We start from the raw sequence: 26,968 nt of genomic DNA on the forward strand, positions 1-26,968 counted from the left end.
CTCTGCCGCCCCTGCCCCAGGGCGGGGCGGCACTCTCGAAGCCCCTCCGAAGGAGAAACCCCAGCATGTCTGTGACGACGATCGACCCCAGGTGCGCGCTGGTGGTGATCGACCTTCAGGAGGGCATCGTCTCGGTGCTCTCCGGCCACCCCACCGCCGACGCCGTCAAGCAGGCCGCACACCTGGCGGCCGGGTACCGCCGGCACGGCCTGCCCGTAGTCCTGGTCAACGTCATCGCGTCGGCCCCCGGGCGTACCGAGGCGGGACGAGGAGGAGGCGGCGGATCCCTTCCGGACGGCTGGGCCGACCTCATCGGGGACCTCGACGTCCAGGCGACCGACCACCTGATCACCAAGCGGCGGCGCAGCGCGTTCCACGACACCGGGCTCGACACCCTCCTGCGGGACCTGGGCGTCACCCAGGTCGTCCTCGCCGGCATCTCCACCAGTGCGGGCGTCGAGTCCACGGCCCGCTCGGCCCACGACTACGGCTACCACGTGGTATTGGCCACCGACGCCATGACTGACCGCGACGACGTCGCGCACCGCCACAGCACCGAGCGGGTATTCCCGAAGCTCGGCGAAACGGACACCACCGCGAACATCCTCGACATGCTGGAGGCCACACGATGACCCTGCTCGGACGACTCCTGAAGAACCGCCGCTCGGGCGATACGCACGCGGCGTGGAACCTGCCCAACCTTCAGGGCCCTCAACTGCTGGAAGTCAGCAGCACGCACTTCGACCACGGCGACAAGATGCCCCCGGCGCACCACGCCAAGAACGTGGGCGGCCAGAACCTCTCCCCGCACCTCGCGTGGAGTACCCCGCCGACCGGCACCGCGCAGCTCCTCCTCGTCGTCGAGGACACCGACGTTCCTACGCCACGGCCCGCCGTGCACTGCGTTGCCCTGATCGACCCGGCGGTCCACGAACTGCAACCCGGCGCCCTCGCAGCCGAACAACCCGCCCCCGGCGTCACGGTATTGCGCTCCTTCATCGGGCGCGGCTACAAGGGGCCCTCACCCATCAAGGGCCACGGGCCGCACCAGTACTCCTTCCAGCTCTTCGCCCTGGCCGCCCCGCTCGGCGCGGCTCCCGACGGCACCGCTCCGGACCGGGCGAGGCCCCGCGCCCTGCTGTCGTCCGTCACCGCACCCGTCCTCGCCCGAGGCCGACTCATCGGGACCGTAGAGCGCTGACAGCCCGCGCCGTGGGTCCGCACGTCACTAGAGGGCCCCGGACCGCAGATTCGCCCCGGGCCTCGCTGCCTGGTCACTGTGCTCGGTCGGCGCGGGTGTGTTCGTCGTCGTAGAGGAGTTGGGCGGAGGGGGTGCGTGGGCTCTGGCGGTCTGGGGTGGTGTAGGCGAAGTTGAGGACGGTGCGGCGGATGCCGGGGCGGGTCAAGGGGCTGACGCGGTGGGCGGTGGTGTCGGAGCGCAGGAGGTAGGCGTCGCCTGCGTGGTGATGGCGCCGGTGCACGGGGAGGTCGGCCGGCAGCGGCAGGGTGGTGGTGTGGGGCGTGTATTCGAGGAGGCCGCCGTCGCGGGGGTCGGTCGGCGCCTCGATGAAGAGGACGAGGGCGTAGGGGTAGTCGTCCGTGTGCTCGCCGTGGGTGTCGCCCGGGTGGTGGAGGATGTTCACGACGTGCCGCTCGGTCACTTCGTGTACGGGAACGACGGGTCGTCCGGTGACTGTGCGGAGCAGGTTGATCAGGTCGGGCTGTTGGTAGAGCCCGGAGACGAGCGGGGAGTGGGCGTTCAGGGCGGGCCCGCCGATGGTGGTCATGTGGCGGGGCGAGCCTCCCATGCATTCCATCGTGAAGTCCCGTCGTCTGGTGTCGGCTTCCAGCCCTGCGAGTTCCGTCAGGAGCCGGTCCAGTACGTGTTGGGGGATCAGTCCTGGCAGCGGGAGGTAGCTGTCCGCGGCGAAGCGGTCTGGTGTGTCGGCAGGGAGGTCGGGACAGGAAATCACGGTGGCCGCCCGGGTTCGGACGTGGCCCGCGATACGTTTCCCGGCCGCGTCGGTGTAGGTGGGAGTGAGGAAGTGCTTGGGCACGGTGGTCTACCGCAGGTGAGCGGGCCACGGTCGGCGCAGCGCCGAAGTGTCACCTGCCCGGCTGGCTCGCGTCACCACACTTCGCCGGCCCCGTGGCCCGGGATACGAAGGGCCGGGGGAGCTCCGTCGGCCGCCGCTCCGACAGGGGAGGGGCGCGGGTGATGTCATCGTCGGTCCGACGGATGCCCGTGGCGCCGCCGGGCGGGATACCGGCGGCGCCACGGGTGCCGGGTCAGGCGAAGTAGGTGGTGAACTCGGCCAGGGTGATCCGGCGGTCGCCGTCGGTGTCGGCTTCCTTGACGAAGTCGGCGAGCTTGGTGCCCTGGATGGTCCCTTCGTTGGCCTGACCGTAATCCCGCAGTTCCCGCAGACGGATTTCCCCGTCCCCGTCGGTGTCGATCTTCTTGAAGAGGTCCTGGACCTCGGTGTCGGCGAGCTTGCCCATGGCTGTTCCTTCGGTCGGTGGTCGCGTGTCGGGCCGGGCTGTACTGCTGCGGCGGACTGCCGCACCGTTGTGTCGGCGTGGTCCGGATCAGTGCGGGACCGAGTTGCCTTTCGTCCCCCCGCCGGCCCTCGGTCGTATGGGGGTCCTTCCTGCGGACGCTAGTGGCACGACCCGGCCGATACCAGCTCAGGTCGGGCTGTTTCACCCGATAGGTATGGGTACGGGACGCCCTTCGGTTGGATGCTGCCATCGAGGAGGGTTTCCCGGGATACGCGTGCGGCCACCGCTACGGCGCTCTCATGGAGCAATGCGTCCTGCGCGCTTACATGCCGCCCACTACGAGGCGATGCGTGGGCAGTTGCTTCCGCCGCCGAGACCAGCCACCGCGACGGACTGCACCGCAAACCACACACAGCCCGGCCGACAAGGATGATGCCCTGCCCTCTCGCGAGGCGGTGTCCGGTGTGCCGACCCCGGCGGCGCGCCAGGCACCGGTCATGCTCGCCTTACGGACCCGACCGTGCCGCCGCCAGCCACCCCGCAGAGGAGAGCCCCGGTCCATGAACAGGCGCCCCGACCCGAACAGCCCCACACGGATCCACGAGGTCCACGAGCAGGTGCTCGCTTACTGGAACAACCCCGAAGGACTGTGGCGCATCCAGGTCGGGGCGCGGGTCGTGGCGCGGATCTTTGAGGACCCCGCACCGCTGTCCCGCGCCGAGATCAACGAGCTGTGCGCGGACCTTCTGCAACCGGGGCAGGACGCCGTGGACCGCTTGGCGCGCACCGGCTTCCACCTGGAGCATGATGCCCGGGGCGACGTGATCGGCATGGCGTTCAGTCCCACTCCCGGCTCCGGTGGCACCTACGTCACCGATCTGTCCGAGCGGCGCCTGTACGCCTGGTGTGCGGAGGACACGATGCTGTTCTCGATCGTGATGGGGCGGCGTACGGATGTCATCGCGGTGTGCCCGGTCACGCGTCAGATCATCACCGCCACGGTCGATCCGGTGAAGGGTCTGGAGAACCTGGTTCCCGCCACCGCACAGATGACCTTGGCCCCGATCCACGGGAACGACCTGCGCACCGAGTTCTGCGACCGGGTCAGCTTCACCGCGGACGAGGGCGCGGCCCGGCAACTGGCCGGCAACGACCCGGAGGTGGTCTACATGAGCGCGCAGGAGGGCTTCGCCGTCGCCAAGTCCCTGGCAGACATGTTCTAGGGCCTCACGTCCCGCGACTCCGGCCGTGGCTCCCGCGAAGCGATGCCGCGCCCCTCACCCGAGCAGCCTGTTCGTTCTACCAAGGGCTCTGTTTGCCGAGAGATCTGGACGGTCAGTTCTCGGCGGAGGTCGCGTTCGAAGGCGGGAGATGCTCGGAGAGCCGGGCCGGGGTCAGCCCGATGTGCTGGGCGGGACGGCTTGGGTGGGGTGCTGCAGGTGTCGAACTGCCCGGCCGGTCAGGGGCAGGCAGATCAGCTGTGCCGCTGAGAAGCCGATGCGTTCCGCGTGGTCGCGTGTTCGGACGAGGAGCTTCACGCCGGTGGGTGCGCGCCGGCCGCGGACCGTCAGGCAGCACAGGCCGCCTCCCTCAAGTGCCCTGGTGTGCCGGACGGGGGCGTACACGGCGTAGATCGTCAGTAGTTCTCGCACGATGGCAGCTGCCGCGGTGCGGGCGAAGCGCTCGGCAGGACACTTGCGCCGTCCTTGGCCGAAGCCCACGAACCCGGTTCCGGGACGGTCGCGCTGTTGCCATCTCTCGGGCATGAACGCGTCCGCCTCGGGGTGGCCCATGCGCTGGTGACGGCCTATGTCGAACAGGAGTTGGGTCCCGCGGGGGACTGTCACCGTCGGGCTCAGGGGGATGTCGTCCACCACGAGTCGCTGGATCGTGGCGTGCAAGGGGTAGAGCCGCAGTGCCTCCGTCAGGACGTCGTCGAGGTAGCGGGGGTCGTCCCGGATGATCCGCTCGACGGCATGGGGATGCGCGGAGGCCGCGAGCACGGTGTGGCAGACGCTTTCGGAGAGCTGGATGACTCCGGTGTGGAAGAACACCCCCTGGAGGTGCTTCGCCCGGGACATCGTGTCCAGGGTGCTGTCACGGCCGAACACTTCGGGGCAGCCGTCGCGGTCGCGCACCTCGGCTCGTACGGCATTGAGGAGCCGCAGCCGGACCTCGATGGTCCTTGCGTGCCGAAGGCCCTTGGAACTCCTCATCGAATCGCGGGCGGAACGACAGATCAGTGCGATCTGCTCCCGCGTCGGAGTGGACTTGAACGCCAGCTCGAACATGAGCCGTGCGGACATCGGGACGGCGAGATCCATGAGACGCAGTACGCGGCTGGTGGAACCGGCGGGCCAGGCGTCGTCGAGAACGAGGCGGACGGACCTGCGGGCCATCGCGTCCACGTCCTCGCGCGGCACGGCGAGAGCCCGGTACGTGGCTCTGGACGATTCCGCGTAGCGGGGATGGTCGGTGTCGATGTTCTCCTGGTGCTCGTCGGCGGGCCGGTGGAAGTACAGGATGGCTCGTCGCGCGTGGGTCCGTCCCCGGTGGCTCGCGGACTCGTGGGCGAAGAGGGCTTCCAGCAGGTTCCCATGGATGTCGTGATCGGGGAGCCGTCTGGGCGGAAGGCCGGGCGGCTCGTCGTCCTTGGTGAGCAAGTGGAATCTGTAGGCGGCTGCCAGACGTGGGCAGGCGGTGAGAGCGGTCACCACCGTGGCGGCGAACACGGCCGGGACGATCAGCAGCACGATCAGGCAGACGCTCATGTGGGCTCCGTCGATGGGACTCGGCTTCGCACCGGGCCTTTCTGTCCCGCGGGGCGGGTGCGCAAACGCCTCGCTGTGCGCGCCCCGTCCGCCGGCCGGCGCTGCCGAGATCGGTCCAGCCCGGCGGTGTCAGCCCGTTCGCGTGCGCCGTTCGAGCGCATTGCTCCGGCCTCACCTGCGGCTTTCCGGCGGCGTCGTGCAGGGCCGGCCGCCGCCGGTGTCCGAACCGATCTGCCGGCGGACCTGTTCCTTGCGGACCTTGCCGAGGGCGGTACGGGGCAGTTCCGGCACGAGGGCCAGCCGCACCGGCAGATAGAACTCGGTCATGCTCCTGGCCCGCAGAAAGGAACGGATGCCATCGAGGGTGAGCGGCGTGCCGCGTGGGACCACGACGGCACAGGCGACCTCATGACCCTGGGCGTCGGGCACACCGACGATGACGGCCTCGGCGATACCGGGGTGGTCGAGCAGCTCGCTCTCCACTTCGGCCACCGGGATCACATAGCCCCATCCGATGCGGTCGGCGGCGCGCGAGAGGTAGCGCAGACCGCCCTCGGCATCGGTCGCCACCAGGTCCCCGGTGTCGTACCAGCCCTCGTCGTGCGCCGGACTCCACAGCTCACGCGAGGTGCGCAGGTCGAACATGGCGCGGCACAGTCCGGGCCCGCGTACGTGCAGGAGCCCGGCCCCGGGATCGTCCGTCTCGGTCAGCCGGAGCCGCGTACCCCTCACGGGGCGGCCGAGGCCGCGACCGGCAGACGCCGACGCGTCCTGCGGGCTGGTCGCCATCACCGTGCCCGCCTCTGTCATGCCGTAGAACCTGACCAGCCGTGGGCACAGGAATCTGCGCACACGCGCGGCGACAGGCTCGGGCAGCGGCGCGGCCACGCTGGTCACCTGCCGCAGTTCGCCCAGGTCACGCGGCTTGGCCCGCTGCGCGTCGACCAGCTCGCCCAAGGTGCGCGGCGCCGCGAGGAGGCAGTTCACACGGTGCCGGGCCAGCAGATCCAACCAGACCGCGGTGTCGTGGGTGTCGGTGAACACCGAGGGGCGTCCGGTGGCGAGCGGGGACAGCAGGTTGAAGATGAGTCCGATGGCATGCGTCAAGGTGGAAGCGGCGGCCGTGACGGCGTTCTGCGGCAGGTGCGGCAGCGCCGCCCGGAGAGCGGCATATCTGGTGTTGTGCGTGTGCAGAACGGCCTTGGCCCGACCGGTGGTTCCCGAGGTGCACAGCACCTGGCACACCGAGTCGGCATGCACGGCCGGCCGTTCGGCCACGGACAGCGGAACGGCCAGGTCGGCATCGAGCAGCAGCTCGCCGAGGCGCAGGACACTCGCGTCCGCACAGCCATCGGTCGCGTCGTGGTCGGATGCGATGAAGAGGCGGGCCCGCGTGCCGGTCATCATGATCTCCCGCTCGCGCGCACCGGTGCCCGGCGGCAGCGAGAGCGCCACCGCTCCCACTCGGACGCACGCCAGCCACAGGGCTCCGGACTCCCACCAGTTCGGCAGCTGCCAGGCCACCACGTCACCCGGGCGCACTCCTCGCGTCCGGAGAACCGCCGCGAACTGCTCGACGTGACGGGCGAGTTCGCCGAACGTGACCGTCACGGACCCGCCAAGGAGCGTACGGACGTTGATGTACGCGGGCTGGTCGGCCGCGGTGCGGGCAAGCGCGTGGAGATCGTCCACGAAGGTCCCGTGCCGCCACTGGCCTTGCGCGTAATAGGTGGCGGACTGGGTGGGGAGCGCCGGCAGAGAGCCGATCGACAAGGGTGTGATCGACTCGGAGGCGATGATCGGTTCGGTCATGGGGGGCTCCGAGAGGTACGGCGAGCAGAAATGCACGTATGGGCTGGTCAGAAGGTGTGTCGCACGGGAGTCGCGGTGCTGCGGCGCCAAGGGCAGGCGCGAGGGCTTCAGGGGCGGAGCTTGTCGACCGCGCGGGCCACGATGTCGCAGGCTTCGTCCTGGTGGGCGCGCCAGTGCGGCTCGTACGTGCCGCCGGGGGAGGGGGCGGCCCCTCCGGTGAAGACGGCCAACGCGCGCTCACCGGGGCGGATCACGCCGTGTTCGATCGCGTCGAGCGTCCCGGCGAGCGAGTAGAGGCCGGCCCGTTCGCGCGGGGTGCCGTCGGGTTCGAGGGCGACGGCGATCCCGGCCTCGCGAAGCAAGTCGGCTGCGTGCGGCTCCAGTTGAAGGTAGCGACTGTTGGTGAGGGCGCGGACGGTTCCGTGGCTGTACGCGCACAACTCGCGCATGCGCCGGACAAGATCCTCGGTGAGGCTCTGCCGGAACAGCGTGGGTTCGAGCACCGGGACGCCGCTGGCCTCGGCCCCGTCCGACCCGCCGCGGGAACCTGTCGTCTCACCGCTCAGGGCACGCACGTACGGAGTGACCGCCTCCTGCTGCACACCGAGGAAGCGAGGCACGGGAACGGACCGCGTACGGCCTCGCAGTTCGCGCAGCCCCGCGTAGTAGCCGAGCGGACCGTATCCGCTGGACAGGGCCTGCACATGCCAGTCCCACCGCGTTCCCAGTTCGGTCGCGGCGTCGTGCAGGAAGTAGGCGCGGAGCTTGTTCGCCTCGTCCTGGTCGGCCGGGTGCGGCACGACGGGGAGCGCCAAAGTCTCGGCACACGTCGCGAGGATGGCCTTGATCCGCTGCTCGGGCGCGTCGACTTCGACGAACTGCACGGCACCGCTCTCCGCGAGCCGGGGCACGATACGGCGACGGGAGGCCGGCGGATGGAGGATCACCGCACGCAGCCCCGTGTGCGCCGCGTACGCGGCAAGGGCGTTGGCCGTGTTCCCGGAACTCTGCGCCAGCACCAGCGGCTGCTCCTGGCGCAAACACCTGGCGACGGCCAGACAGATCAGCCAGGACTTGAAGGTGCCGGTGGCGTTCGCCGTCGACAGATCCAGTACGTCGGTGAAAACGCCGCCCTGGGGCGGTAGCCGCACGATGCGTCCGCTCTCCAGGAGGCTCGCCCGGCGGATCTCCCGGCGGCCGGCCGAAAGATGGGCGGCGTAGCGCCACACGACATCGTCCTGCGCATAGATCTGCATGGGCGCCTCCGGTCCGTTTCACGATTGCGTGACGCTGCCGTCGGTCAGCTCTGCCGTCGGTCAGTTCTGCGGTCGGTCAGTTCGGTGGCTGTTCAGCGAGGCGTGGTGAGGTACTCGCGCAGCCAGTCGCCCCAGCGCACCGGAGGGTGGACGGTGCGTCCGATGGGCGGCGGGAACGCCTCGATGAGGGCGTCGTGGTCGGCGCCGCTCACATAGAGCAGGGACACCAGGTCCTCATCGGGGGCGGCGGCGGGCGGCGGGGCGACCCGGTGTCGGCAGGCCACCCACCGGTCTCCCGTCCACCGGGCCAGCAGTTCGCCGACGTTGACCGCGAGGGATCCGGAAACGAACGGGGCATCCGCCCAGCCTCCCTCGGCCGTGCGGAGCTGAAGGCCGCCCAGCCCCCTCTCGCGGTCGAGGACGGTCAGCGCGCCGAAATCGCTGTGCTCACCCAGCCGTGGACGGTCCGCTGCCGCCGTGCCCAGGTGACGCAGCGAGGGGTACCACTTGAGCGCGCCGACCTGGGTGGGGTCCCGCCGCAGCGAGGTGAAGTGATCGACGCGCGCGCCGAGAGCGTGGGCGCACAGCTCCAGGAGTTCATCGCTGAGCCGCCGCATCGCCCGGAGGTAGGCGTCGGCGGCCTCTGCCAGCCGTGGAACCTCCGCGGGCCAGCGCTGCGAGCGTCGCTGGTCGAGCTCGGGCGAGCCCGTGGAACCGCCGGCCCTGAAAGTGAACGCCTCTTTGAGGTCGGTCGGCCCGCCCCGCGCGATGGCGAGCCCGGCCGACCATCCGCTGCCGCCGCTGGCGGCCCGGTAGCCGCCCTTGACCTGCTCGGGAAGGGCGAAGAACTCCCTCGCGAGCAACCGCAGTTCAGCAAGTACATCGGTCGGCACACCGTGCCCGGTGATCAGGCAGAAGCCATTCGAGACGAACGCGCTGTCCAGCCGGCGGGCCACCTCGTTCCGTCCGTCGGGCCCGCCGTCGCGCCAGGGTGCCAAGTCGATGATCACGGCGGCGTCTTCGGCGGTGAGCGGGGCGGCAGTGGTCATGGTCGTCCTCACGCGCGCGGTCGGTCGGCCGCGCTGATGCTCTTGGGTGGTTTGGGTGGTTGCCGCCCATCCAATCGGCCGACGTTCCTTCACGACGACATCGCCGGACCAGGCTCACCTGCATGAGTGATCATCAGCGCGCCACATGCGCCATCGGCCACTTCCACCTCGACGATGGGGGGTGCGGGGCGACTCCCGAGGCCCCGACGCCCCGGCTTGTCGGCTCCCCGGCCTATCGGCTCGCTGACTCCTCGGCCCCGGTGGTCCCGGGCGAGTCCCGCAGGAGATCCCCCAGCAGCCGCGGGTCGCCCGCGGGGACCCCACAGCAGAAAGGAGCACCGGAGCATGGGCAGCGACAGCAGCGGCTTGGAGCGCGGAGGCGCCGACCGGATCGCGCAGTTCGCCAGGCAGGAGATCGGGCCCTATCTGGCCGACCACCCGGAGGACCGCTACCCCCTGCCGCTGGTCCAACGGCTGGCTGCCCTCGGCGTCTTCGGCGCCACCGTGCCCACCCAGTGCGGGGGAGACGGCTGGAGCCGACAGGACGTCGCCCGTATCGGATACGAACTGGGCCGCGGCTGGCAGCCGTTGGCCGGTCTCGTCGGCACTCACCTCAAGCTCTGCCGTCAAGTGCTGGAACACGGCACCGTCCAGCAACGCGCACAGCTGCTCGGCCCGATGGCCCGTGGCGAGACGGTTTTCGCTCGGGCCTATCACGAGCAGGGCGTCGCTCACCCCGCCGCATTGACGACCCGCGTCACCCGCCGCGGTCTGGTGGCAGTGCTCAACGGGCGCAAGAGCTGGGTGACCAACGCGCGCCACGCCGACCGGGTGCTGGCGTTGGCCCGGAGCGGTGACGCCACCGTGGGCGTCCTGGTGGACCCCGCACGCCCCGGTGTGACGGTCGGGCCTGAGCTGCCGAGGCCCGGTCTGCTCGGCGTCTCGCTCGCCGAAATCACCTTCAGCGACTACGAGTTCGAGCCCGACGAGGCCACGTTGGGCGGGTGGGGCCACGACCTGACGGATTCCCTGCTCTCCCATGACCTGACCAGCTACACGGCTCGGGCCGTGGGGTCGGCCGATGCCGTGCTCGACCATGCGGTGCGCTTCGTGCGGGAAGGCTGGGCCCACCGCTCGGCGGACGCCCGCGGCGCGATGCGGCTGCGGTTGGGTGAGATGGCGACGAAGGTCGCCGTGATGCGCACGATCTGGCACGCGCTGCTCGATTCGCGCCGGCCCGGCGACGAGGCGGCATCTACGGCACCTCATCCGCCCATGACCTCCGCAGCGGCCAAGGTGTTCTGCACCAGCACGCTTCAGGACGTGGTGAGGGAGGCGGCGTTGCTCTGTGGGGGAGCTGGATACGCGGCCCCCGAACAGGCCTTGGGACGGCACTATCGCGACGCGCTGGCGCTGCCGATCATCGGGTCCCCCAACGACGTACTCCTGTCCGGGCTCGGGGAGCGGGAGCTGAGCCGCCCGGCCGGGGAGTCTCCAGAGTCCGGTCATCGCGCCGAGACCGAGACGAGTCCAGTCGCTGGCTGCCGCGCCGGTGCCGAAACCGTGCGGTGACCCGTACCGGCTTTCTTGTGCCGCGGGTTCAGTCTCCGGCCTCCATCGAGTAGCACGGCGGCCTTCGACCGCGAGAGGGGGACGACGCAGGACCCGCGATTGACGGTTGAGGCGAACACAACGTGATGGCGCAGCGGTGCGATGACCGTTTGGTGCGGCGTATCGCGGACATGTGTGTCGGGCATCGTCTGAGGAAGGTCTGCCATGACACCCCCGTACACCGCACCTGTCGAACCCGTCATACCCGCAGAAACGACTCCCGTGCTGCCCCGGCCGGAGCCCGGCGAGGGCACCACACGCGAGCCCGGCTCCGTCCTGGACGACCGCGCCCGGCGTACGAGACGCAGACTGGAGCGGCTCATAGGGATCGCGGCGACCGAAGGCAACGCGCTGGTCCCGCTGCGCAACGGCGATGAGATCTTCACGGCCATGCTGGACGCGATCCGCTCCGCCCGGCACACGGTCGACATGATGACTTTCGTCTACTGGAAGGGTGAGATCGCGCAGACCTTCGCGGACGCCTTGGCCGAGCAGGCGCGGCGTGGGGTGCGGGTGCGGCTGCTCCTGGACGGGTTCGGCAGCCGGCTCATCGAGAAGGGCCAGCTGGAGTCGATGGAGCGGGCCGGCGTGCGGGTCGCCTGGTTCCGCAAGCCCCTCTACCTGTCGCCGTTGAAGCAGAACCACCGGTGCCACCGCAAGGTCCTCGTGGTCGACGAGGAGACGGCGTTCACCGGTGGTGTGGGCATCGCTGAGGAGTGGTGTGGCGATGCGCGCAACCCGAGTGAATGGCGCGATACGCATGTCCAGGTGCGCGGCCCGGCGGTGGACGGCCTTGCTGCCGCCTTCGCACAGAACTGGGCCGAGTGCCACGAAGAGCTCTTCGACGACCGCGACAGGTTCGTCACCCACGTCCCAGAAGGTGACGCCGTCGTGCAGGTGGTGCGCGGCTCGGCCAGTCTCGGCTGGCAGGACATGCAGACGCTGTTCCGGGTCGTGATCGAGTCGGCGGAAGAGCGAATCCGGCTGGCCACTGCTTACTTCGCGCCGGATGCATACTTCGTCGAGCTGCTGTGCGCCGCCGCGCGCCGGGGAGTGGAGGTCGAGATCCTGCTGCCGGGCCCGCACACCGACAAACGGGTCTGTCAACTGGCAGGTCAGCGCTACTACGAGGAGCTCACCGCCTGCGGAGTGAAGATCTTCCAGTACCGGCCGACGATGCTCCACACCAAGGTCGTCACGGTCGACCGGACCACAGCTCTGGTCGGCTCGACGAACTTCAACCGCCGCTCCCTGGATCACGACGAAGAAGTCATGCTGGCCGTACTCGACCAGGCTTTCACGGCGACACTGGATCGCCATTTCGCCGAGGACCTGGAACGCAGCGAGCTCATCGAGGGCGGTCGCTGGATGCGTCGTTCGCTCCTTCAGCGGGCCAGGGAGGCTGCGGTCCTGCCGATCCGCCGCTTCCTCTGAACCCGGAAGGCTGGGGATCGCCGGTGGTGCTTTTGGGCCAGGTTGGCTTGCAGATGGCTTGGTTGGGATGTGAGCGGGAGTTCATTCTCGATACATGACAGTCGAGGCGGTTCTCGCGATGATCAGCGGGTTGGGGGGTGCCGGCCTCGGGGCCGGCGGTGCACTGTGGGTGCAGCGGGCGAAGCGCAGGGACGACGCCGTTGCGGCAACCATTGCCGCCCAGCGCGCTGAGGGCGCCGCGGCCGCGGCCGCCGATCGGATTCGGGCTGAGGCAGCTGCCGCCGCGCGCAAGGCTGAGCAGGAACTGGTCTTGGAGACGGTGGCGACCGCACGTGTCGCGGCGCGGGTCTGGTGGACCAGTGCGCAGGGCATGCTCGCCGGCATCGCGGCGGGACGGGAAGTCGACGTCGAGCAGTACCGGGCCGAGAGCCGGGCCGAGCTGAGGGAGTTCACCGAGGCGCTCTACCGCCTGGCAGGGCGAGATGCAGCCGACCGCTCCGTGGACGGCCGATACCAGCGGGCGTTCGCGGACCTGCTGACTGCGTCGTCCCAGCACATCATCGACGCCGCCCACCGCCATGCTCGACAGCCTCTGACGAACGAAGAGACCGCTGTGCTGCTGCGTGAGGCAGAGGAGGCACACAGTGCGATTGCCGCCTACCTGCTGGAAAGAACAGGGTCCATAACGGGGCGACAGGTCGGTGTGGTCTTCGCGTATCCAGCGCGCAGGGGCCCGTGACAGATACGGCCAACGACAACGTCGACACCTACACCGGTCCCTCCGGCGTTCCGGACTGCACCTGGGGCAAGTCCAACCGGTCCACGACCATCGCGGGCCGTTCCTCCTACGCCAAGGAGGAGAAGGGCAGCAGCCGAGCCAGGGAGACGGTAACGGGGGCTCGGTGGCCGGAGGGCTCAGCCGCGTACGGTGACACCCAGCCGGTCCGCCACGGCGGTGAGGGCCGCGCCGAGCGGGAGAGCGACGCGCGAGACCGCGTGCTGGTCGCCCCGGGTCGGGTCCCGGTTGATGATCAGCACGGGTCGCCCGGCCTCGGCCGCCTGGCGGACGAAGCGGAGGCCGGACATCACTGTCAGGGAAGAGCCCAGGACCAGCAGCGCGGACGCCTCGCGGACCATCGCGCGGCAGCGTTCGACCCGCTGAGGCGGAACGGTCTCGCCGAAGAACACCACGTCCGGCTTGAGGATGCCGTCGCACACCGCGCAGGACACCACGCGGAAGTCCTGGACCTGCTCGTCGGTCAGATCGGCGTCGCCGTCCGGGTTGATGGCCGCTGCCACCGGCTCGAAGCCGGGGTTGGCCTCCTCCAGCCTCGTTGCCAGTGCGCGGCGCGGGCTGAAGGCGCCGCAGGACAGGCACACGACCCGGTCGAGGCTGCCGTGGAGCTCCACGACGTCCTCGCTGCCCGCGGCCTGGTGCAGGCCGTCGACGTTCTGGGTCATCACACCCGAGAGCAGGCCGTGTCGTGCGAAGGCCGCCACGGCCCGGTGCCCGGTGTTGGGGCGCGCCTGGCCGAAGGTGCGCCAGCCGAGGTGGCTGCGGGCCCAGTACCGGCGCCGGGCCTGGGCGCTCGCGGTGAAGTCCTGGTAGGTCATCGGGGTGTGCCGGCTCAGGCTCCCGCCCTCGCCGCGGTAGTCGGGGATGCCCGACTCCGTCGAGAGGCCCGCCCCGCTGAGCACCAGCACGCCTCCGCTGCTCAGCGCATCGGTGACCGGCCCCAGATCCGTGGTGCCCGGCGAGAGCTCCCCGGTGGGGGTCCAGCTGAGAGTGGGACGCATACGCATGCCCCCCAGGGTACGGAACGGGCCGCCGTCGCTGGGGGCACGCGTGGGCGGCACCGCGGTGACCAGGGACGATCGATCGCTGCTAGGCGTTGCTGAGCGCGACGTCTCAGGTCCGGTCCGAGGGGCGCAGCCGGCTTCCTGCGGGTGCAGTCGGACCATGTCGGTCGCTCCACGGTCAATCGTGCTCACGAGCACGCGCCCGCGCCCGAAAAAAGAGGAGGACACCGGCGAGGGACGACCTGGAGGATCCGGCCCACGGGGCGGCTGCCCAGCAGCTCAGCCGGTCCCGCTGCGGGCTGACCACCAAGGTTCATCCGGCCTGCGACGACCAGGGCCCGCCTTCGGCGATCCTCGTCACGCCGGGCAACGCCTACGACCCCACCGACTTCGATGCGGTCCCGGATGACCTGCCTCCTGCGAGTGCCCAGGACCGGTGTCGGGCGGCCGAACCGATGGCCCGTCGCGGTCATCACCGGCAAGGCGTACTCGTCACGGACGATCCAGCGGACTGCGCTCAACCCGTTGCCGAGATCCCTCACCTCCGCCCCGGCAAGAACAGCCGGGACGGCGCTGAGCCCGTCCGTCCGGAACTGCCCTCGGTCCGGGCGCGGGCCCATCGGTAGTCGGCCGTGCAGGACCAGCGCGTCGTTGTCCTCGTCCCCTGTTGTGCCTCCCGTGTCGATGAGCAGCGCAACAGTCCTGTCCAACTCTCGCCGAATCAGCCCCAGAACCGCATCGGGGGCCGGCTCACGCTCCTCCCACGCCCAGCTTCCGCAGCCCGTCCCCGCGTTGGGCCGGCACCGGCCGCCGGAACCGCGTCCGGGGCCGCCGACCCCGCTCTTTATGCATGGAAGACCGGTTGTTACCGTGCACCCGTGCCTCCCTCCTCGCGTGACACACCAGAAGGCGCCGGCTGGGGGAAGTCCCAACTCGGCGCGTACAGACGGCTGATGCCCGCCCGGGTGGACAAGGTCTCGTGGCTGGACCCCAGGACGCTGTGGCGCGCCCGCAACGGAGTCCTCGCCTCCTGGTTCGGGGACCCGACGGGCCGCACCCGCAGTCGCTGGGTAGAGCGGGCCGTCGCCGCGGGCGCACCCACCGACGCGGTCGTCCGCCGCACGGACGCCGACCACTTCTCGTTCATGGTCCTCGGTGACACCGGTGAAGGCGACGACCCTCAATATGCCGTGGTCCCGGGCTTCCTGAAAGTCAGTCAAGGCACGGATTTCGCCGTGATCGCCAGCGACGTGATCTACCCGGTGGGCAGCACCGACGACTACGGCACGAAGTTCTTTCGCCCCTACCAGGACTACCCGGCGCCCATCTACGCGATACCGGGCAACCACGACTGGTACGAGGGGCTGCAAGGCTTCATGCGGGTCTTCTGTGAGGTACCGCCGCTGCCGCCCGAGGCGCGACCCCGCCCTCTGACGCGGGCCTGGTTCCGCTCGCTGCTCTGGCACACTCCGCACAGCACCGACGAGCATCGTCTCGCCGAGGCACGGGCGTTGCGCTCGGATCCGTCCCAACAGGCCGTCCAGCCGGGCCCGTACTGGACCATCGACGCCGGACCGATACGCATCATCGGCATCGACACGGGTCTGCTGGGCACCATCGACGCCGAACAAGGTCGCTGGCTGCGCGAGGTGTCACGCGGCGACCGGCCCAAGATCCTGGTGACCGGGTCCCCGCTGTACGTGGACGGCGAGCACCACCCGTGCGCCATCGACGGCGGCGGCACGGTGGACGCCATCGTGCGCGACCCTGAGCACCACTACATCGCGGCGATCGGCGGCGACATACACAATTACCAGCGGTATCCGGTACGGGTGGATGGCGGACGCACGATCCAGTACGTCGTCGCCGGTGGCGGCGGGGCGTTCATGCACGCCACGCACACGGTCCCGCGGGTCTCCGTAGCCGACGTCACGGAGAACGAGTTCCGCTGCTATCCGCTGCGCGGCGACTCGCTGGCCTTCTACAGCAGGCTGTACGGGCGCCGGCTGCGGATGCCCCGCTTCTTCACGCTGACCGAGGCCGAGGCCATGGCGGTGATCGCCGAACGGCTCGGCGTCCCGCCGACCCGCGCGCAGGGGGAGCCCGTTCGTGTCACCCGGCGCATCCGCCTGGTCGCCAGTCTCCTCGGCGCCGGCCGCCGTCCCGACCGCAACGCGCACTTCCGGCTGCCGGTACGCAGGATCTACACGCGGCTCTTCTCACCGAGTTCGGCCACGTACAGCCCGCCGTTCTTCAAGTGCTTTCTGCGGCTGGACGTCACGCCGGCCGCGGTCCGTCTGCGCTGCCACTCGGCGACCGGGACTCTCGACCATGAGATCGATCCGCCGGTCGAGGACGAGGTCACCATCCCCCTGTCTTGACGCCGGGCAGGCAGGGGACCGGTCGCGGCAGCAGGAGTGCCGCCCCCGGTCGTGTCCTTCGCGGTCCCGCACGAGGATCGCGGGGCTCCCGGGCACGGCATGGCCGCGCCCCCTGTCCGCTGTCACACCACTGCCGGAAGCGGGCCCAGGCCCCGCCCCGCCGCCAGGGCGAGCCCGCGAGTCCCGCAGATCGATCACGAATCGCTATCCGGCCCGGCGGAAGTCGTCCGCGTGCTCTTCCGCCCATGAGCGGAACGTGCGTGCCGGCGCTCCGGTGACTTCTTCCACCGTGGATGTGATCAGGTTCGATTCCGGTCGGGTGTCAGCACTGGCCAACAGAGCCTCGACGAGAGCGGGTGGCCTGCCGTCGGCGAGCATCTGCTGACGTGCCACCTCTACCGAGACCCTCTCGAAGCGCGTCGGGTGACCGATCGCTTCCCCGATCGCGTGCACCTGCTCGGCCCTGCTGAGTACCTGCGGGCCGGTCAGGATGTGTTTCATACCCGCATGCCCGTCATCGACCAGTGCGCGTACCGCCACGGCCGCGATGTCGCGCTCGTGGACCACTGCCGTGGCGGCGATGTCCGGACCGCGAACTACATGCGTGGTGCGGATCTGCTCGGCCCACCCTCGCGTGTTGGAGGCGATGGTGTTCGACCGCAAGAAGGTCCACTCCATGCCAGATCTTTCGATCAGGCGCTCCAGGTCGGCGTGGAGCTGGTTGATCGGGTCGGTCTGACGTTCGGCGTCTTCGTTCACCCCCGACGACGAGAGGTAGACGATGCGGCGGGCATGCTGTGCGATGACCTTCAATACGGCGGGGGCGCGCTCGGCCGTGAGGAACGGCCAGATCAAGAACAGCGTGTCGCTCCCGGCCAGCGCCGCCCTCAGCGTGTCCGGCTGGGCCAGGTCCCCGCCCACGACCTTGACGCCCTGCGGTAGCGCGGCCGACTCGGGGGCACGCGCCAACGCACGTACGGCGGTACCTGCGGCCAGGAGTTGGCCGACTACGTGTCGGCCGACATTGCCGGTCGCGCCCGTCACAAGAATCTCATTCATGATCAGGTCAGCCTCGGCCGTACCCCGGCTATTCCGAGGCGGCCGCGAGGTCCCCATGGAGCGGCCTAGCTGCTGCCGCAGCCGCCCAGGGGTCGAGGAGTACGACGCCGTGGCGGTCGAGTTGAACGAGATGGGCGACGACGACTGCGCGCTCCGCACGGCGATGCCGGCTCAAGCCGCGATGCCGGCTTCGGGTTGGAGCGCGGGGCCGAGCAGGAGGCCCCCGTCCAGGACGAATTCCGAGCCCGTAGCGAAGGACGCTTCCTGGGAAGTGATGAAGAGCAACAGGCGCGTGATGTCGGAGGGTTCGGCGAGGCGGGGGATGGCGAAGGGGTCGGGCGAGTAGAAGTCGGCGATGGCCGGCTGGCCCGCGACGGTGGGTTCGTTGATCAGCGGTGTAGAGACGACGCCGGGGTGGATGGAGTTGACCCGGATGTTGTCCCGCCCCAGCTCCAGCGCGGCCGTCTTGGTCAGCCCGCGCACGGCCCACTTGCTGGCGGTGTAGGGGGCGTAGAAGGCCGTGCCGACGTGGGCCATGGTCGAGGCGATGTTGACGATGGTCCCGCCACCGCCCCTGCGCATCGACGGAGCCACTGCCCTGATGCCGAGGAACTGGCCGGTGACGTTGACGCTGAAGGTGTGCTCCCAGTTGCGGAGTTCGGTGTGCTCGATAGGGGCAGCCGGGTTCTGGACTCCCGCGTTGTTCACCAGGATGGTGACTGGTCCGAAGTGTCCTTCGACTTCCCGCACCAGGGCCGCCCAGTCGTCCTCGTCGGCGACATCCAGGGGAACAGACAGAGCACGTTCGCCGAGCTGGGCGGCGAGATCGCGGCCGGCGTCGTCGTCGCGGCCGGCGATGACGACGTTCGCTCCCTCGGCGTGGTAGCCCCGCACATGACTGCTGCCCATACCCCCGCTGCCGCCGGTGACGACGACGGTCTGGCCCTCAAAGCGTTCCATGGTGCTTCCTTCCAGGCTTGCACAGCTCACGTAGTGGTGAGCCGAGTGACTCACCTCCTCGCTCAAGGTAGGAGCAGGACGAGAGGTGAGTCAAGTGACTCACCTCGGATGGAGGGGCATACTGGAGGGCATGACGGCACAGCCTTCGGAATACCACCGGCGCGTGGCAGCGCAGAAGCGGACGTCCATCATCGAGGCGGCGACGAAGCTGTTCCTCGACTCCGGCTACGACGGCACCTCGCTGGCCCGCATCGCGGAGGCGGCCGGAGTATCGAGGGCGACTCTCTTCAAGCAGTTCACCACCAAGGCGGCCCTGTTCGAGGCGATCGTCACCGAATACTGGAACGTCGACGACGAGGAGGCGCCCCTCCCGGAGCCCGGGAATCTGCGCGCGGGGCTTGAGACCATCGGACGCCGATACGTGGCCCTGCTCACCCAGCCCGGCATGGCCGCCCTGTTCCGCATCGTCATCGCCGAGGTACCGCGCTTCCCCGAGCTCGGCGAGACCCAGTTCAAGCTCGGCAAGATGCCCTACTTCGAATCGGTCCGCCGCTACCTGGCAGCGGAGAACGCCGCTGGTACAGCCCGGCTCGACGACGCGGAGATGGCGGCGACCCAATTCCTCGGGATGATCTCCAACTACGTGTTCTGGCCGCGGATGCTGCTCGCACGCTGGGAGCCCGACGACACCGCCATCACCAACGCGGTCGACCAAGCGGTGCAGACCATGCTCGCCCGATATTGCGCGCCGGTGGCCGACGGGGTGCGAGCGCAGGACGCCCCGGTGTGACGGCACGGCGACCGCGACCCTGTGCGTCCCGCTACGCGGTCACGCTGCCGCCGTCAGCAGGGGAGTTGACTGCCCTGCCTGCACGAAGCCGCTGGGCGGCACCAGAGCGCCACGAAGCCGAGCGGCGCTGCCCGCCGCTGGCGCGCACAGGCCCTGTCGGCGGTGCGGCGTTGTGCAGCGGCTCCACCACGCCCGTGGAGTCGGCCAACACCGAGCCCGGCCTCGAAGGGGACTCGCGGGCGACGCGGTGATGGCTCTCGGTTCGGTCACAGGTAGGTAGCCCGAGGACGCTCTGTGGAAGGTTCTGGAACCGCGCGGCCGTCCGGGCCGCAGTACCCGTGACCTACGCCGGTAAACGTGAATTGATGGCCACCGGCGATGGGCTGCGGCCATGACGCGACACCGCAGGTTGACCGCGGCAGGTCCGGAGCGCAACGCCCGTCCGTAGCAAGGTCGTTGCAGGGCCGGGGCTCGTCGGTGCCTGTCCTGCCCGCCCTGATTCTTGTCCTGGGCGGGCAGGACACGGCCGGGCTATGCCAGGGGCTGGGGCTTGATCATGGCGAAGGGGGCGCCCTGGGGGTCGGCGACGACTGCCATGCGGCCGGCCATCATGTCGAAGGCCGGCGCGATCACGGTGCCGCCGCGCTTGACGAGAGTGTCCAGGGTGGAGTCGGTGTCGTCGACGGCGAAGTAGGCCAGCCAGTGCGCAGGGGTGCCGGGCGGGTCGTTGTCGAGCAGGGTGACGCCGCCGACCGCACGGCCGCCGACCCGCATTTCCCAGTAGGAGTCGGCGCCGTCCAGCGGTTCGATCTCGATGCCGAACGCCTCGCCGTAGAAGGCGGTGGCGGCAGGCACATCGCTGGTGTGGAGCTCGTTCCAGACCAGGGCCCCGGTCTCGTTGACGACCTGGGCGCCGAAGAACTCGCCGGGCTGCCAGATGCCGAACACCGCGCCCTGCGGGTCGGCGGCGACCAGCATCCGGCCCAGGTTGCCGACGTCCATGGTCGGGACCATCAGAGTGCCGCCGGCGGAGACGATGGCCTCCTGGGTGGCCTGGGCGTCGGTGCTGGCCAGGTAGTTGGTCCAGACGGTCGGTGCCTCCGGCATCCCCTCGGCTGCCATGGTCGGGCCGATGCCGGCCACCGCTCGGCCGTGGAGCTCGCAGACCGCGTATCCGCCGAACTCGGCCGGGCCGGGCTTTCCCTGCCAGCCGAACAGGTCGCGGTAGAAGTCCAACGCGGCCTGCTGGTCCTTGGCCATCAGGTCGACCCAGCACGGAGTGCCGGTCGCGTACGGGGAGGTGACTTCGGGCATGTTTCGCCCTTTCTCGTGAGGTCTCACGTCACCCTTTCGTCGTGGCACGGTGGCGTGCTCCTCGACACGCCGGGGTTGCAGGTGAGCACGCATGGTCCGTGTTGACCCCGGTGCGGGGCAACGACGTTCTCCGGCCGGAGGAGCCCGCAGGGGTCATGCCGCCACCGTGCTGGGCTCCTCGGCGGCGGGCTCCTCGAGGGTGTGGGAGTTGGTGAGGCTCAGCGCGCCGCCCGCCGCGACGAGTCCGACGACGACGGCCAGGAGGGCGTAGGTGATCCGCTCGCCGTGGAAGAACGACGCGACAAGGCCGCTGTCCCATGTTCCGGCGGGCAGTTGGGTGGTGACCAGGGCGGCGATGAGCGTGCCCACCACGGCGGTGCCCACGCTGGAACCGACTTCCTGGGCAGTGTCGTTGAGGGCCGCGCCGAGCGAGGTGCGGTTGCTGGGCATGGCGTCGACGAGTGCTACGGCGCAGATCGTCATGACGGTACGCAGTCCTACGGTCATGAGCACCATGCAGGCCGCGATGGCGGTGTATCCATGGTCGACGCCCCAGGAGAGGCCGGCCAGCGCCCCTGCCAGGCAGGCTGCGCCGACGAGGCAGGCGATGCGGTGACCGAACCGGCGCGCGAGCCACTCGGACAGCGGGGTCGCGGTGAGCATGGTCACGATGATCGGCAGGTTCGCCAGGCCGGCCCGCACGGGGCTCCACCCGTAGGCGTACTGGAAGTGCAGGATCAGTCCGAACATGACGCTGGCCATCGCGATGGACGTCCCGATCTGCGCGATGACGGCCCCGCGCACGGTGCCGTGGGCGAACACCTTGAGGTCCAGCATCGGTGCCGGGCTGCGGCGTTCGTGCCGTACGAACGCGACCGCGGCGGCGACAGCGCCGGTGATCGACGCGAGGGTGATCGCGGACAGCCAGCCGTGTTCGACACCGCTGGTCAGGGAGTAGCAGGCGAGTCCGATGGCGGCGACGCTCAGGACGGCGCCCGGCAGGTCGAGCGCGTCCTTGGTGAGGTCCTGTGGCTGGTCGGCCGGGACGCCGAGCCGGACACCGATGCAGGCGATCAGCGCGATCGGGGCGTTGACGAGCAGCAGCCACTCCCACCGTACGTGGGCCAGTGCGGTGCCACCGAGCAGCGGTCCGAGTACGAATCCGGACATGCCGACGATGATCATCACCGTCATGGCGCGCATCCGCAGGGCCTTGTCGTCGAACAGGCGGAAGACGAGTGAGTTCGTGATCGGGGCCATCGCGGCCGCGGCTATGCCGAGCGCGGCCCGCAGGGCGATGAGCTCGCCCGCCGTGCTGACCAGGGCGACGCACAGACTCAGCGAGCCGAACACGGCGAGTCCGATCAGGAGCACCCGGCGGCGTCCGAACCGGTCGGCCATCGATCCGGCGGTGAGCAGCAGGCCGCCGAAGGTCAGCGAGTAGGCACCGGTCACCCACTGGAGTGCGGTGGTTCCGCTGCCGAGGTCGCGGCCGATGGTGGGCAGGGCGATCGACAGCAGCGTGTTGTCGACCATCTCGACGAAGAAGGCCAGGCAGAGGGCGGCCAGGGGAATCCACGCCGCGCGCAGGGAGGGGTAGGCCCGGGAGGCGGTTGGGGGCGGGGCTGTGGTCATGGCGAGTCCTCTCGATCGAACGTCGTTCGGCTATCGAACGGCGTACGATGAGCTACGATAGAACACAGTTCGATACGGTGCAAAGGGCGAGGGAGAAGCGATGGCCGGCCAGCAGGAACGCTCCCGAGGCGGACGCCGACGCGCCTCACATTCGATGGAGTCCGTGCTCTCCGAAGCGGTGGCCCTGCTCGATGAGGCCGGGGCACCCGCTCTGACGTTCCGGGCACTCGCGCAGCGTCTCGGGGGCGGCGTCGCCAGCATCTACTGGTACGTGGCGAGCAAGGACGAACTCCTCGACCGCGCCACCGACCACGTCATGGCTACGGCCCTGGCCGAGATCGAGGCACTTCCGCGCACCGACGACCCGATCGACGACCTCCGCGCGATGGCCCTGACCCTGTTCGACGCGATCGTGCAACGGCCATGGCTGGGCGCCTACTTCATGCGCAACACCGATGTGCAGGGCAATACCCTGCGCGTGTACGAGAGGCTCGGCGAACAGACCCTCCGGCTGAAGCTCACCGCGCGCCAGCGGTTCCACGCGGTGTCCGCGGTGACCGGGGTCGTCGTCGGCTCAGCCGTGGACCTGGGGCAGGAACCACCCCAGGAGGTCCTCGACGGCGCCGTGAACCGCGAAGAGTTCCTCGGACGCTACGCCGCGGCCTGGCGAGAGCTCGACCCCGAGGACTTCCCCTTCGTGCACGAGATCATCGACGAGTTCGACGGGCACGACGACATCGTCCAGTTCCGCGCCGCGCTGGACCTGACCCTCACGGGCCTGCGCCTGCAGGCCGGAGCCTGAGCCGGTCCCTTTATCCATTCGCGGGTCCTGATGGTGGCATCACCGCAGTGCGACCTTCTGCCCGATGGACTGCTCGCGGGCGGAGGCGACGACGAGGGCCGTGGCCGCGGCGTCCTGCGCTGCCACGCCGACCGACTTGTAGAGGGTGATCTGGTCCGGTGTGGTGCGTCCCGGTCTGCTGCCGGAGATGAGTTCGCCCAGTTCGGCGTGGATGTGCTCGGCTGTGATGAGGCCGTTCCGGATCGGCATGAGCAGGTCATTGCTGCCCGCGGGAAACGGTGCGAGCACGGCCTGACGCGATTCGACGCACACCAGGGCCTCTGTGACCGTGGCGTCGTCGATCTCGCGGCCGGCCGGGTTGTATCCCACGGATGTGATGTGCACACCGGGTGTCAGCCAGGAACGGCGGATCACGGGTTCGACGGCGTGCGTCGTCGCGGCGGCGATGTCCGCTCCGTCGAGCGCCGCAGCGTAGCTGGACACCGCCTGGACCTCGGCATCCAGGACGGCTGAGAGCTCCGCGGCCAGGACAGCGGCTTTCGCCGGATCGCGGCCCGCGACGCGGACCTGCTCGATCGGGCGGACCCGGCAGATCGCGCGGGCGTGGGCCCCTGCCTGCACGCCGGTGCCCAGCACGGCCAGCACCTTCGCGTCCTCACGGGCCAGCAGCCGCGCCGACAACGCCGAGCAGGCGCCGGTGCGTGCCGCGGTGATGGCGGCACCGTCCAACAGTGCGGCGGGCTCTCCGGTGTCCGGATCGAACGCCACGATCAGCGCCTGATGTGTAGGCAACCGTGTCCCGTCGTTGTGCGGGAAGAGGGACACCAGCTTGGTCATCAGCACTTCGGCCGACGGCAGGAAGCCCGGCATGGCCGCCAGGAATCCATCGTGTTCGGGCACCAGGGCGGCGACGCGGTCGGGAACCGAGGCGCGGCCCGCACTGAGGTCCTCCATCGCCGGGGCCAGAGCATCGATCAGCGAGTGCATGTCGAGCAGGGCCTCGACCTGCGAACGGCCCAGAACAAGCACGTGCCTCAACCTCCCGATGCCGAACGTCCGGCCGACGACCGCACAGCCAAAGCGTCAACCGCAGCACCCCCATGCGCCCGGCTACGACACGCTGTTGCTCGTGGGCGCGCGCATCCGCACGCGCCTGAGCGCATCAGCGTGTAGCCGACAGGTGGTGTCCCGCGCACGCGCCCTCGGGGATCGCGGCCTGCGGGTCGCTCTCCCCGGCCTGGTGCACTCGCTCGTAGTTCTCACTCACATGTGGCCATCACCGTGGCAGCGATCGGGATAGGCGCCGTCTCGGCCGCGCCCGCGCCCGCGTCCGAGGTGGGGATCGGCGACGTCCTGTCTACGTTGTGGACATCCCCGTCGGGAGCTCTCCCAACCAGTACGGCGTTGCAGACTTCCGCCTCCGGGCCCGGCCGAGGTGTGCTTCCCTCACTCTTCGGTGGGTCGTAGTGGGCATCCTGTTCCGACGCGTTTGGTGAGTTCGGCTCGTAGGGCCGTGAGTTCGGTCATGCGTGCGTCGACGACCTGGATCTTTTCCTCGAACAGCGCGGACAACGCCTCGGCGCTGTCGGGCGCTTCGCGGAGTGTTTCGCCGGTGCGCGCGATCTCCGCCAGCGAGAAGCCGAGCGTCTGTGCGGTACGTACGTAGTGCAGCCACATCACGGTCTCGGGTGGGAAGTCGCGGTATCCGTTGGCCAGACGCTGACCGGAGACCAGGCCGATCTTCTCGTAGAACCGGATGGTGTCCTTGGTTGTCCCTGTCTGAGCGGCCAGCTCTCCGATGCGCATGGCGTCCCCTCGTCGAGATCTTGGGCTTGACCTTGGACCGTACTCCACTGTTTAGCGTGAGGTGTTGCTGCCCACCGGACAGACAGGAGCCTCACCGTGTTCCAACGTTTCGCCCCCGCACGCCCCGCCTACCTTCGTGTCGTTCGTGCGAATGCCTGGTACGACCTCATCGTCACGGCTGGTTTCACCACGCCGTGGACTCTTGCGCTGGTGCATGACGGCCTGTCCTGGATCGGTGACTATCTCGGGCTGGGCGTTACGCCCGAACTCGACCCGATGCAGACCCTGTACGCGAATCTGATGGGTTCGGTCGTAATCGTCTGGGCGACCTTGCGGGTGGTCAGACCGCTTGCGGTGCACGGACTGTTCGACGGCATCGCGCGCGCCTTGTTCGCGACATGGATGGCGTACGCCCTGGCTCAAGGCGTCCCGCAGTGGCTGTGGCTGTTCCTCGTGGTCGAGGCGGCACTCGCCGTCGTCGAGCTCGGACCTTGGCTGCTGCACCGCGACAGCCGGTCGACGGACGGCCGCTCCGGGACGGTTGACGGCCGTCTCCTCGGCTCGGCGCGTCATTGACGACGAGCCAGTGGCCCGCCGTCAGGGCTGCGCTGGGGGCCGCCAGTCGCTCTCGTGGTGGCGAAAGGCGCCGGCGCCGACGATCCGGTTGCGGGCGAGGTCTGTTGGGGCGGATTCCTCACTGAAGCCGGTTTGCTCACATGAGACGGAGGACTGCCCTCATGGACATGTACGGACGCCTCCGGTTCGCCTAGCGTGGAAGGTGACTGGCGGAACGGTTCGGACCGGGTGCTACGCCCGGCTACCGACCTCACTACAGAGAGCGGCAGCATCATGGGTTTCGATCGGAAGAACGAGCGTGGCGAGCGGCAAGGAACAGCTCTGCCACCTCGGACCTCAGCAACCCAGAGCGGCAATGCGGCGCCCTTCTTGGAGAATCGTCAGGTCACGCAGGCGTCCGTCCAAGCCGTGCAGCGCATGGCTGGGAACGCTGCCGCCACCGCATATGTGCAGCGGGCCACCGACGAGGAGCGTGCCAAGGCCGACGCTCGGCGGAAGCGTTGGGCCGAGCGCGACACCGGACGCGGCGGTGCCCAGCAAGCAGAGAGCTTCACCACGCGCGAAACCCCGTTCGGCCCGTACAACGAGCGTCCCGGACGCGGCGGGGCTCCGTACATCACCACCAACATGGATCAGTATCCGGGAACCCAGGCGACCGACGGCCGCTACGTCCGTGAGGAAGAGAGCCAGTTCAACGGCCTGATCCCCGCTCTCGACGCCGAGCAATTCCTCCCCCTCGTCAAAGCGCTGAAGGGGCGGGAGCTGAGCAAGGAGGAGATTGAGGATCTGAGCGACGACCAGTGCCGGGCCGCGGCGATGCTCATGGGAATCGCCAACGCCGAGGCGGTTCGTGAGCCGGGAGCGCTCAAGCACATACGCAGCGCGCTCCGGCGGCAGGCCAACCCGTCTCATGAGGCACCGGAGTTCCTCAACGACTACCCCCAGGGACGCGTCGGTGGTGCCAAGCATGAGGCCCGCGTCCGGTCGGGCCGGAGGCGGGCCACGCCCGAGGTCGACACCATCAATGAAGCGTCGTCGTCGTCGGACGAGAACATGTGAGTCTCCGGCCGGCCCTCGCCGAGACATACGAACGGAGCCTCGAAGACGCAGCGCTGCGTCCACTCCTCCTTGGGAGCGAGACACCGAGGAGGGTGGGCACGGCCTTGGCCGCGTTAACCCAGCAATCTCCGATCGTGCTCCCTGCGCGGGCCAGTCCGAGCAGGCCGGCAAAGGTGGCGTGGCGACGCGTCATGCCGGATTTCTCCTGATCCCGATGGGTGGGGGAGCGGGCGCGGCCGGTTCTCTGCCGATGCTGCGGCCGCCCGGTGTTACCCCCGTCCCGACCTGTGCGGTCGGGACGGGGCTCGCGCTATGCGGCCAGCCGGCGAGCGGCGGATGCCGAGGGCGCGA

General features: G+C 69.6%; 24 protein-coding genes and 1 pseudogene. 12 read left to right on the forward strand and 13 right to left on the reverse strand.

The genetic code is table 11. The features are described 5' to 3' along the window. Positions 1-65 precede the first annotated feature (65 nt). Together OOJ98_RS29560 and OOJ98_RS29565 are read left to right on the forward strand one after the other, a co-directional pair. Entirely contained in the window at positions 66-632 is a 567-nt protein-coding gene (locus tag OOJ98_RS29560) for an isochorismatase family protein (RefSeq protein WP_267058116.1), read from the forward strand. Beyond that, positions 629-1,201, forward strand: a complete 573-nt coding sequence (locus OOJ98_RS29565; protein ID WP_267058117.1) for a YbhB/YbcL family Raf kinase inhibitor-like protein — start codon at positions 629-631, stop codon at positions 1,199-1,201. Before OOJ98_RS29560 ends, OOJ98_RS29565 begins: the two co-directional genes overlap by 4 nt. A gap of 73 nt (positions 1,202-1,274) precedes the next feature. Here the strand turns inward: OOJ98_RS29565 and OOJ98_RS29570 are convergent, their stop codons facing one another. Together OOJ98_RS29570 and OOJ98_RS29575 are read right to left on the reverse strand one after the other, a co-directional pair. Next, positions 1,275-1,808, reverse strand: coding sequence for a hypothetical protein (locus OOJ98_RS29570; RefSeq protein ID WP_267058118.1), 534 nt, complete (start codon positions 1,806-1,808; stop codon positions 1,275-1,277). A 481-nt stretch (positions 1,809-2,289) separates the two neighbouring features. Further along, on the reverse strand, positions 2,290-2,502 hold the full coding sequence (locus tag OOJ98_RS29575; protein WP_267058119.1) for an EF-hand domain-containing protein: 213 nt from the start codon (positions 2,500-2,502) through the stop codon (positions 2,290-2,292). Between the two features lie 560 nt (positions 2,503-3,062). Between OOJ98_RS29575 and merB the strand changes: the two genes are divergently transcribed. Beyond that, a complete protein-coding gene (gene merB, locus OOJ98_RS29580; RefSeq protein ID WP_267058120.1) occupies positions 3,063-3,725 on the forward strand; it encodes an organomercurial lyase in 663 nt (220 codons plus the stop codon). A 171-nt stretch (positions 3,726-3,896) separates the two neighbouring features. On the opposite strand, the gene OOJ98_RS29585 is transcribed toward merB, so the two are convergent. The 4 genes from OOJ98_RS29585 to OOJ98_RS29600 all read right to left on the reverse strand — a co-directional run bounded on the left by OOJ98_RS29585 (position 3,897) and on the right by OOJ98_RS29600 (position 9,390). Further along, complete coding sequence (locus OOJ98_RS29585) at positions 3,897-5,273, reverse strand: cytochrome P450 (protein WP_267058121.1); 1,377 nt, start codon at positions 5,271-5,273, stop codon at positions 3,897-3,899. A 171-nt stretch (positions 5,274-5,444) separates the two neighbouring features. Beyond that, positions 5,445-7,085 carry an AMP-binding protein gene (locus OOJ98_RS29590; RefSeq protein WP_267058122.1) on the reverse strand — a complete coding sequence of 547 codons (1,641 nt, stop codon included), beginning with the start codon at positions 7,083-7,085 and terminating at the stop codon, positions 5,445-5,447. A gap of 107 nt (positions 7,086-7,192) precedes the next feature. Next, the gene (locus tag OOJ98_RS29595; protein WP_267058123.1) at positions 7,193-8,341 is read right to left on the reverse strand and encodes a pyridoxal-phosphate dependent enzyme; all 1,149 of its coding nucleotides are present in this window, start codon (positions 8,339-8,341) and stop codon (positions 7,193-7,195) included. A 92-nt stretch (positions 8,342-8,433) separates the two neighbouring features. After that, a complete protein-coding gene (locus OOJ98_RS29600; RefSeq protein ID WP_267058124.1) occupies positions 8,434-9,390 on the reverse strand; it encodes an isopenicillin N synthase family oxygenase in 957 nt (318 codons plus the stop codon). 345 nt (positions 9,391-9,735) lie between these two features. Between OOJ98_RS29600 and OOJ98_RS29605 the strand changes: the two genes are divergently transcribed. The 3 genes from OOJ98_RS29605 (at position 9,736) to OOJ98_RS29615 (ending at position 13,174) form a co-directional block, all read left to right on the forward strand. Next, entirely contained in the window at positions 9,736-10,962 is a 1,227-nt protein-coding gene (locus OOJ98_RS29605; protein WP_267058125.1) for an acyl-CoA dehydrogenase family protein, read from the forward strand. A gap of 204 nt (positions 10,963-11,166) precedes the next feature. Next, on the forward strand, positions 11,167-12,435 hold the full coding sequence (locus OOJ98_RS29610; RefSeq protein ID WP_267058126.1) for a phosphatidylserine/phosphatidylglycerophosphate/cardiolipin synthase family protein: 1,269 nt from the start codon (positions 11,167-11,169) through the stop codon (positions 12,433-12,435). Between the two features lie 94 nt (positions 12,436-12,529). After that, the gene (locus OOJ98_RS29615) at positions 12,530-13,174 is read left to right on the forward strand and encodes a hypothetical protein (protein ID WP_267058127.1); all 645 of its coding nucleotides are present in this window, start codon (positions 12,530-12,532) and stop codon (positions 13,172-13,174) included. A gap of 176 nt (positions 13,175-13,350) precedes the next feature. Here OOJ98_RS29615 and OOJ98_RS29620 read toward each other — a convergent pair whose 3' ends face one another. Continuing rightward, the gene (locus OOJ98_RS29620) at positions 13,351-14,238 is read right to left on the reverse strand and encodes an NAD-dependent protein deacetylase (RefSeq protein ID WP_267058128.1); all 888 of its coding nucleotides are present in this window, start codon (positions 14,236-14,238) and stop codon (positions 13,351-13,353) included. Between the two features lie 168 nt (positions 14,239-14,406). Between OOJ98_RS29620 and OOJ98_RS29625 the strand changes: the two are divergent. Next, a pseudogene (locus tag OOJ98_RS29625) lies at positions 14,407-14,742 on the forward strand (IS5/IS1182 family transposase); the annotation flags it as partial. A gap of 371 nt (positions 14,743-15,113) precedes the next feature. Further along, on the forward strand, positions 15,114-16,616 hold the full coding sequence (locus tag OOJ98_RS29630; RefSeq protein WP_267058129.1) for a metallophosphoesterase: 1,503 nt from the start codon (positions 15,114-15,116) through the stop codon (positions 16,614-16,616). A 204-nt stretch (positions 16,617-16,820) separates the two neighbouring features. Here the strand turns inward: OOJ98_RS29630 and OOJ98_RS29635 are convergent, their stop codons facing one another. Then, on the reverse strand, positions 16,821-17,675 hold the full coding sequence (locus OOJ98_RS29635) for an NAD(P)H-binding protein (RefSeq protein ID WP_267058130.1): 855 nt from the start codon (positions 17,673-17,675) through the stop codon (positions 16,821-16,823). Between the two features lie 171 nt (positions 17,676-17,846). Continuing rightward, on the reverse strand, positions 17,847-18,635 hold the full coding sequence (locus tag OOJ98_RS29640; protein ID WP_267058131.1) for an SDR family NAD(P)-dependent oxidoreductase: 789 nt from the start codon (positions 18,633-18,635) through the stop codon (positions 17,847-17,849). A 130-nt stretch (positions 18,636-18,765) separates the two neighbouring features. Here OOJ98_RS29640 and OOJ98_RS29645 point away from each other — a divergent pair, with 130 nt between their 5' ends. After that, on the forward strand, positions 18,766-19,425 hold the full coding sequence (locus tag OOJ98_RS29645) for a TetR/AcrR family transcriptional regulator (protein ID WP_267058132.1): 660 nt from the start codon (positions 18,766-18,768) through the stop codon (positions 19,423-19,425). A 531-nt stretch (positions 19,426-19,956) separates the two neighbouring features. On the opposite strand, the gene OOJ98_RS29650 is transcribed toward OOJ98_RS29645, so the two are convergent. Further along, complete coding sequence (locus OOJ98_RS29650; RefSeq protein WP_267058133.1) at positions 19,957-20,739, reverse strand: VOC family protein; 783 nt, start codon at positions 20,737-20,739, stop codon at positions 19,957-19,959. Positions 20,740-20,892: 153 nt separating this feature from the next. After that, complete coding sequence (locus OOJ98_RS29655; protein WP_267058134.1) at positions 20,893-22,374, reverse strand: MFS transporter; 1,482 nt, start codon at positions 22,372-22,374, stop codon at positions 20,893-20,895. Between the two features lie 154 nt (positions 22,375-22,528). Here OOJ98_RS29655 and OOJ98_RS29660 point away from each other — a divergent pair, with 154 nt between their 5' ends. Beyond that, positions 22,529-23,176: a TetR/AcrR family transcriptional regulator gene (locus OOJ98_RS29660; RefSeq protein ID WP_267058284.1), complete on the forward strand. Its 648-nt coding sequence runs from the start codon at positions 22,529-22,531 to the stop codon at positions 23,174-23,176. 39 nt (positions 23,177-23,215) lie between these two features. On the opposite strand, the gene OOJ98_RS29665 is transcribed toward OOJ98_RS29660, so the two are convergent. Together OOJ98_RS29665 and OOJ98_RS29670 are read right to left on the reverse strand one after the other, a co-directional pair. After that, complete coding sequence (locus OOJ98_RS29665) at positions 23,216-24,205, reverse strand: ornithine cyclodeaminase family protein (protein ID WP_267058135.1); 990 nt, start codon at positions 24,203-24,205, stop codon at positions 23,216-23,218. 417 nt (positions 24,206-24,622) lie between these two features. Continuing rightward, a complete protein-coding gene (locus OOJ98_RS29670) occupies positions 24,623-24,982 on the reverse strand; it encodes a MerR family transcriptional regulator (RefSeq protein WP_267058136.1) in 360 nt (119 codons plus the stop codon). A gap of 96 nt (positions 24,983-25,078) precedes the next feature. Between OOJ98_RS29670 and OOJ98_RS29675 the strand changes: the two genes are divergently transcribed. Together OOJ98_RS29675 and OOJ98_RS29680 are read left to right on the forward strand one after the other, a co-directional pair. After that, positions 25,079-25,558, forward strand: coding sequence for a hypothetical protein (locus OOJ98_RS29675; RefSeq protein ID WP_267058137.1), 480 nt, complete (start codon positions 25,079-25,081; stop codon positions 25,556-25,558). Between the two features lie 273 nt (positions 25,559-25,831). Continuing rightward, positions 25,832-26,617 carry a hypothetical protein gene (locus OOJ98_RS29680; RefSeq protein ID WP_267058138.1) on the forward strand — a complete coding sequence of 262 codons (786 nt, stop codon included), beginning with the start codon at positions 25,832-25,834 and terminating at the stop codon, positions 26,615-26,617. Positions 26,618-26,968 lie beyond the last annotated feature (351 nt).

It is taken from the genome of Streptomyces sp. NBC_00083, from assembly GCF_026343295.1.
In the GTDB taxonomy this organism is placed as follows: domain Bacteria; phylum Actinomycetota; class Actinomycetes; order Streptomycetales; family Streptomycetaceae; genus Streptomyces.

Excerpts from the sequence above, each read along its gene's own strand:
- OOJ98_RS29650 (WP_267058133.1), bottom strand. The coding sequence starts at position 20,739 with ATGCCCGAAGTCACCTCCCCGTACGCGACCGGCACTCCGTGCTGGGTC.
- OOJ98_RS29670 (WP_267058136.1), bottom strand. The coding sequence starts at position 24,982 with ATGCGCATCGGAGAGCTGGCCGCTCAGACAGGGACAACCAAGGACACC.
- OOJ98_RS29575 (WP_267058119.1), bottom strand. The coding sequence starts at position 2,502 with ATGGGCAAGCTCGCCGACACCGAGGTCCAGGACCTCTTCAAGAAGATC.
- OOJ98_RS29605 (WP_267058125.1), top strand. The coding sequence starts at position 9,736 with ATGGGCAGCGACAGCAGCGGCTTGGAGCGCGGAGGCGCCGACCGGATC.
- OOJ98_RS29655 (WP_267058134.1), bottom strand. The coding sequence starts at position 22,374 with ATGACCACAGCCCCGCCCCCAACCGCCTCCCGGGCCTACCCCTCCCTG.
- OOJ98_RS29590 (WP_267058122.1), bottom strand. The coding sequence starts at position 7,085 with ATGACCGAACCGATCATCGCCTCCGAGTCGATCACACCCTTGTCGATC.
- OOJ98_RS29570 (WP_267058118.1), bottom strand. The coding sequence starts at position 1,808 with ATGGGAGGCTCGCCCCGCCACATGACCACCATCGGCGGGCCCGCCCTG.
- OOJ98_RS29645 (WP_267058132.1), top strand. The coding sequence starts at position 18,766 with ATGACGGCACAGCCTTCGGAATACCACCGGCGCGTGGCAGCGCAGAAG.
- OOJ98_RS29620 (WP_267058128.1), bottom strand. The coding sequence starts at position 14,238 with ATGCGTATGCGTCCCACTCTCAGCTGGACCCCCACCGGGGAGCTCTCG.
- OOJ98_RS29595 (WP_267058123.1), bottom strand. The coding sequence starts at position 8,341 with ATGCAGATCTATGCGCAGGACGATGTCGTGTGGCGCTACGCCGCCCAT.
- OOJ98_RS29680 (WP_267058138.1), top strand. The coding sequence starts at position 25,832 with ATGGGTTTCGATCGGAAGAACGAGCGTGGCGAGCGGCAAGGAACAGCT.
- OOJ98_RS29640 (WP_267058131.1), bottom strand. The coding sequence starts at position 18,635 with ATGGAACGCTTTGAGGGCCAGACCGTCGTCGTCACCGGCGGCAGCGGG.
- OOJ98_RS29610 (WP_267058126.1), top strand. The coding sequence starts at position 11,167 with ATGACACCCCCGTACACCGCACCTGTCGAACCCGTCATACCCGCAGAA.
- OOJ98_RS29635 (WP_267058130.1), bottom strand. The coding sequence starts at position 17,675 with ATGAATGAGATTCTTGTGACGGGCGCGACCGGCAATGTCGGCCGACAC.
- OOJ98_RS29660 (WP_267058284.1), top strand. The coding sequence starts at position 22,529 with ATGGAGTCCGTGCTCTCCGAAGCGGTGGCCCTGCTCGATGAGGCCGGG.
- OOJ98_RS29565 (WP_267058117.1), top strand. The coding sequence starts at position 629 with ATGACCCTGCTCGGACGACTCCTGAAGAACCGCCGCTCGGGCGATACG.
- OOJ98_RS29600 (WP_267058124.1), bottom strand. The coding sequence starts at position 9,390 with ATGACCACTGCCGCCCCGCTCACCGCCGAAGACGCCGCCGTGATCATC.
- OOJ98_RS29615 (WP_267058127.1), top strand. The coding sequence starts at position 12,530 with ATGACAGTCGAGGCGGTTCTCGCGATGATCAGCGGGTTGGGGGGTGCC.
- OOJ98_RS29560 (WP_267058116.1), top strand. The coding sequence starts at position 66 with ATGTCTGTGACGACGATCGACCCCAGGTGCGCGCTGGTGGTGATCGAC.
- OOJ98_RS29585 (WP_267058121.1), bottom strand. The coding sequence starts at position 5,273 with ATGAGCGTCTGCCTGATCGTGCTGCTGATCGTCCCGGCCGTGTTCGCC.
- merB (WP_267058120.1), top strand. The coding sequence starts at position 3,063 with ATGAACAGGCGCCCCGACCCGAACAGCCCCACACGGATCCACGAGGTC.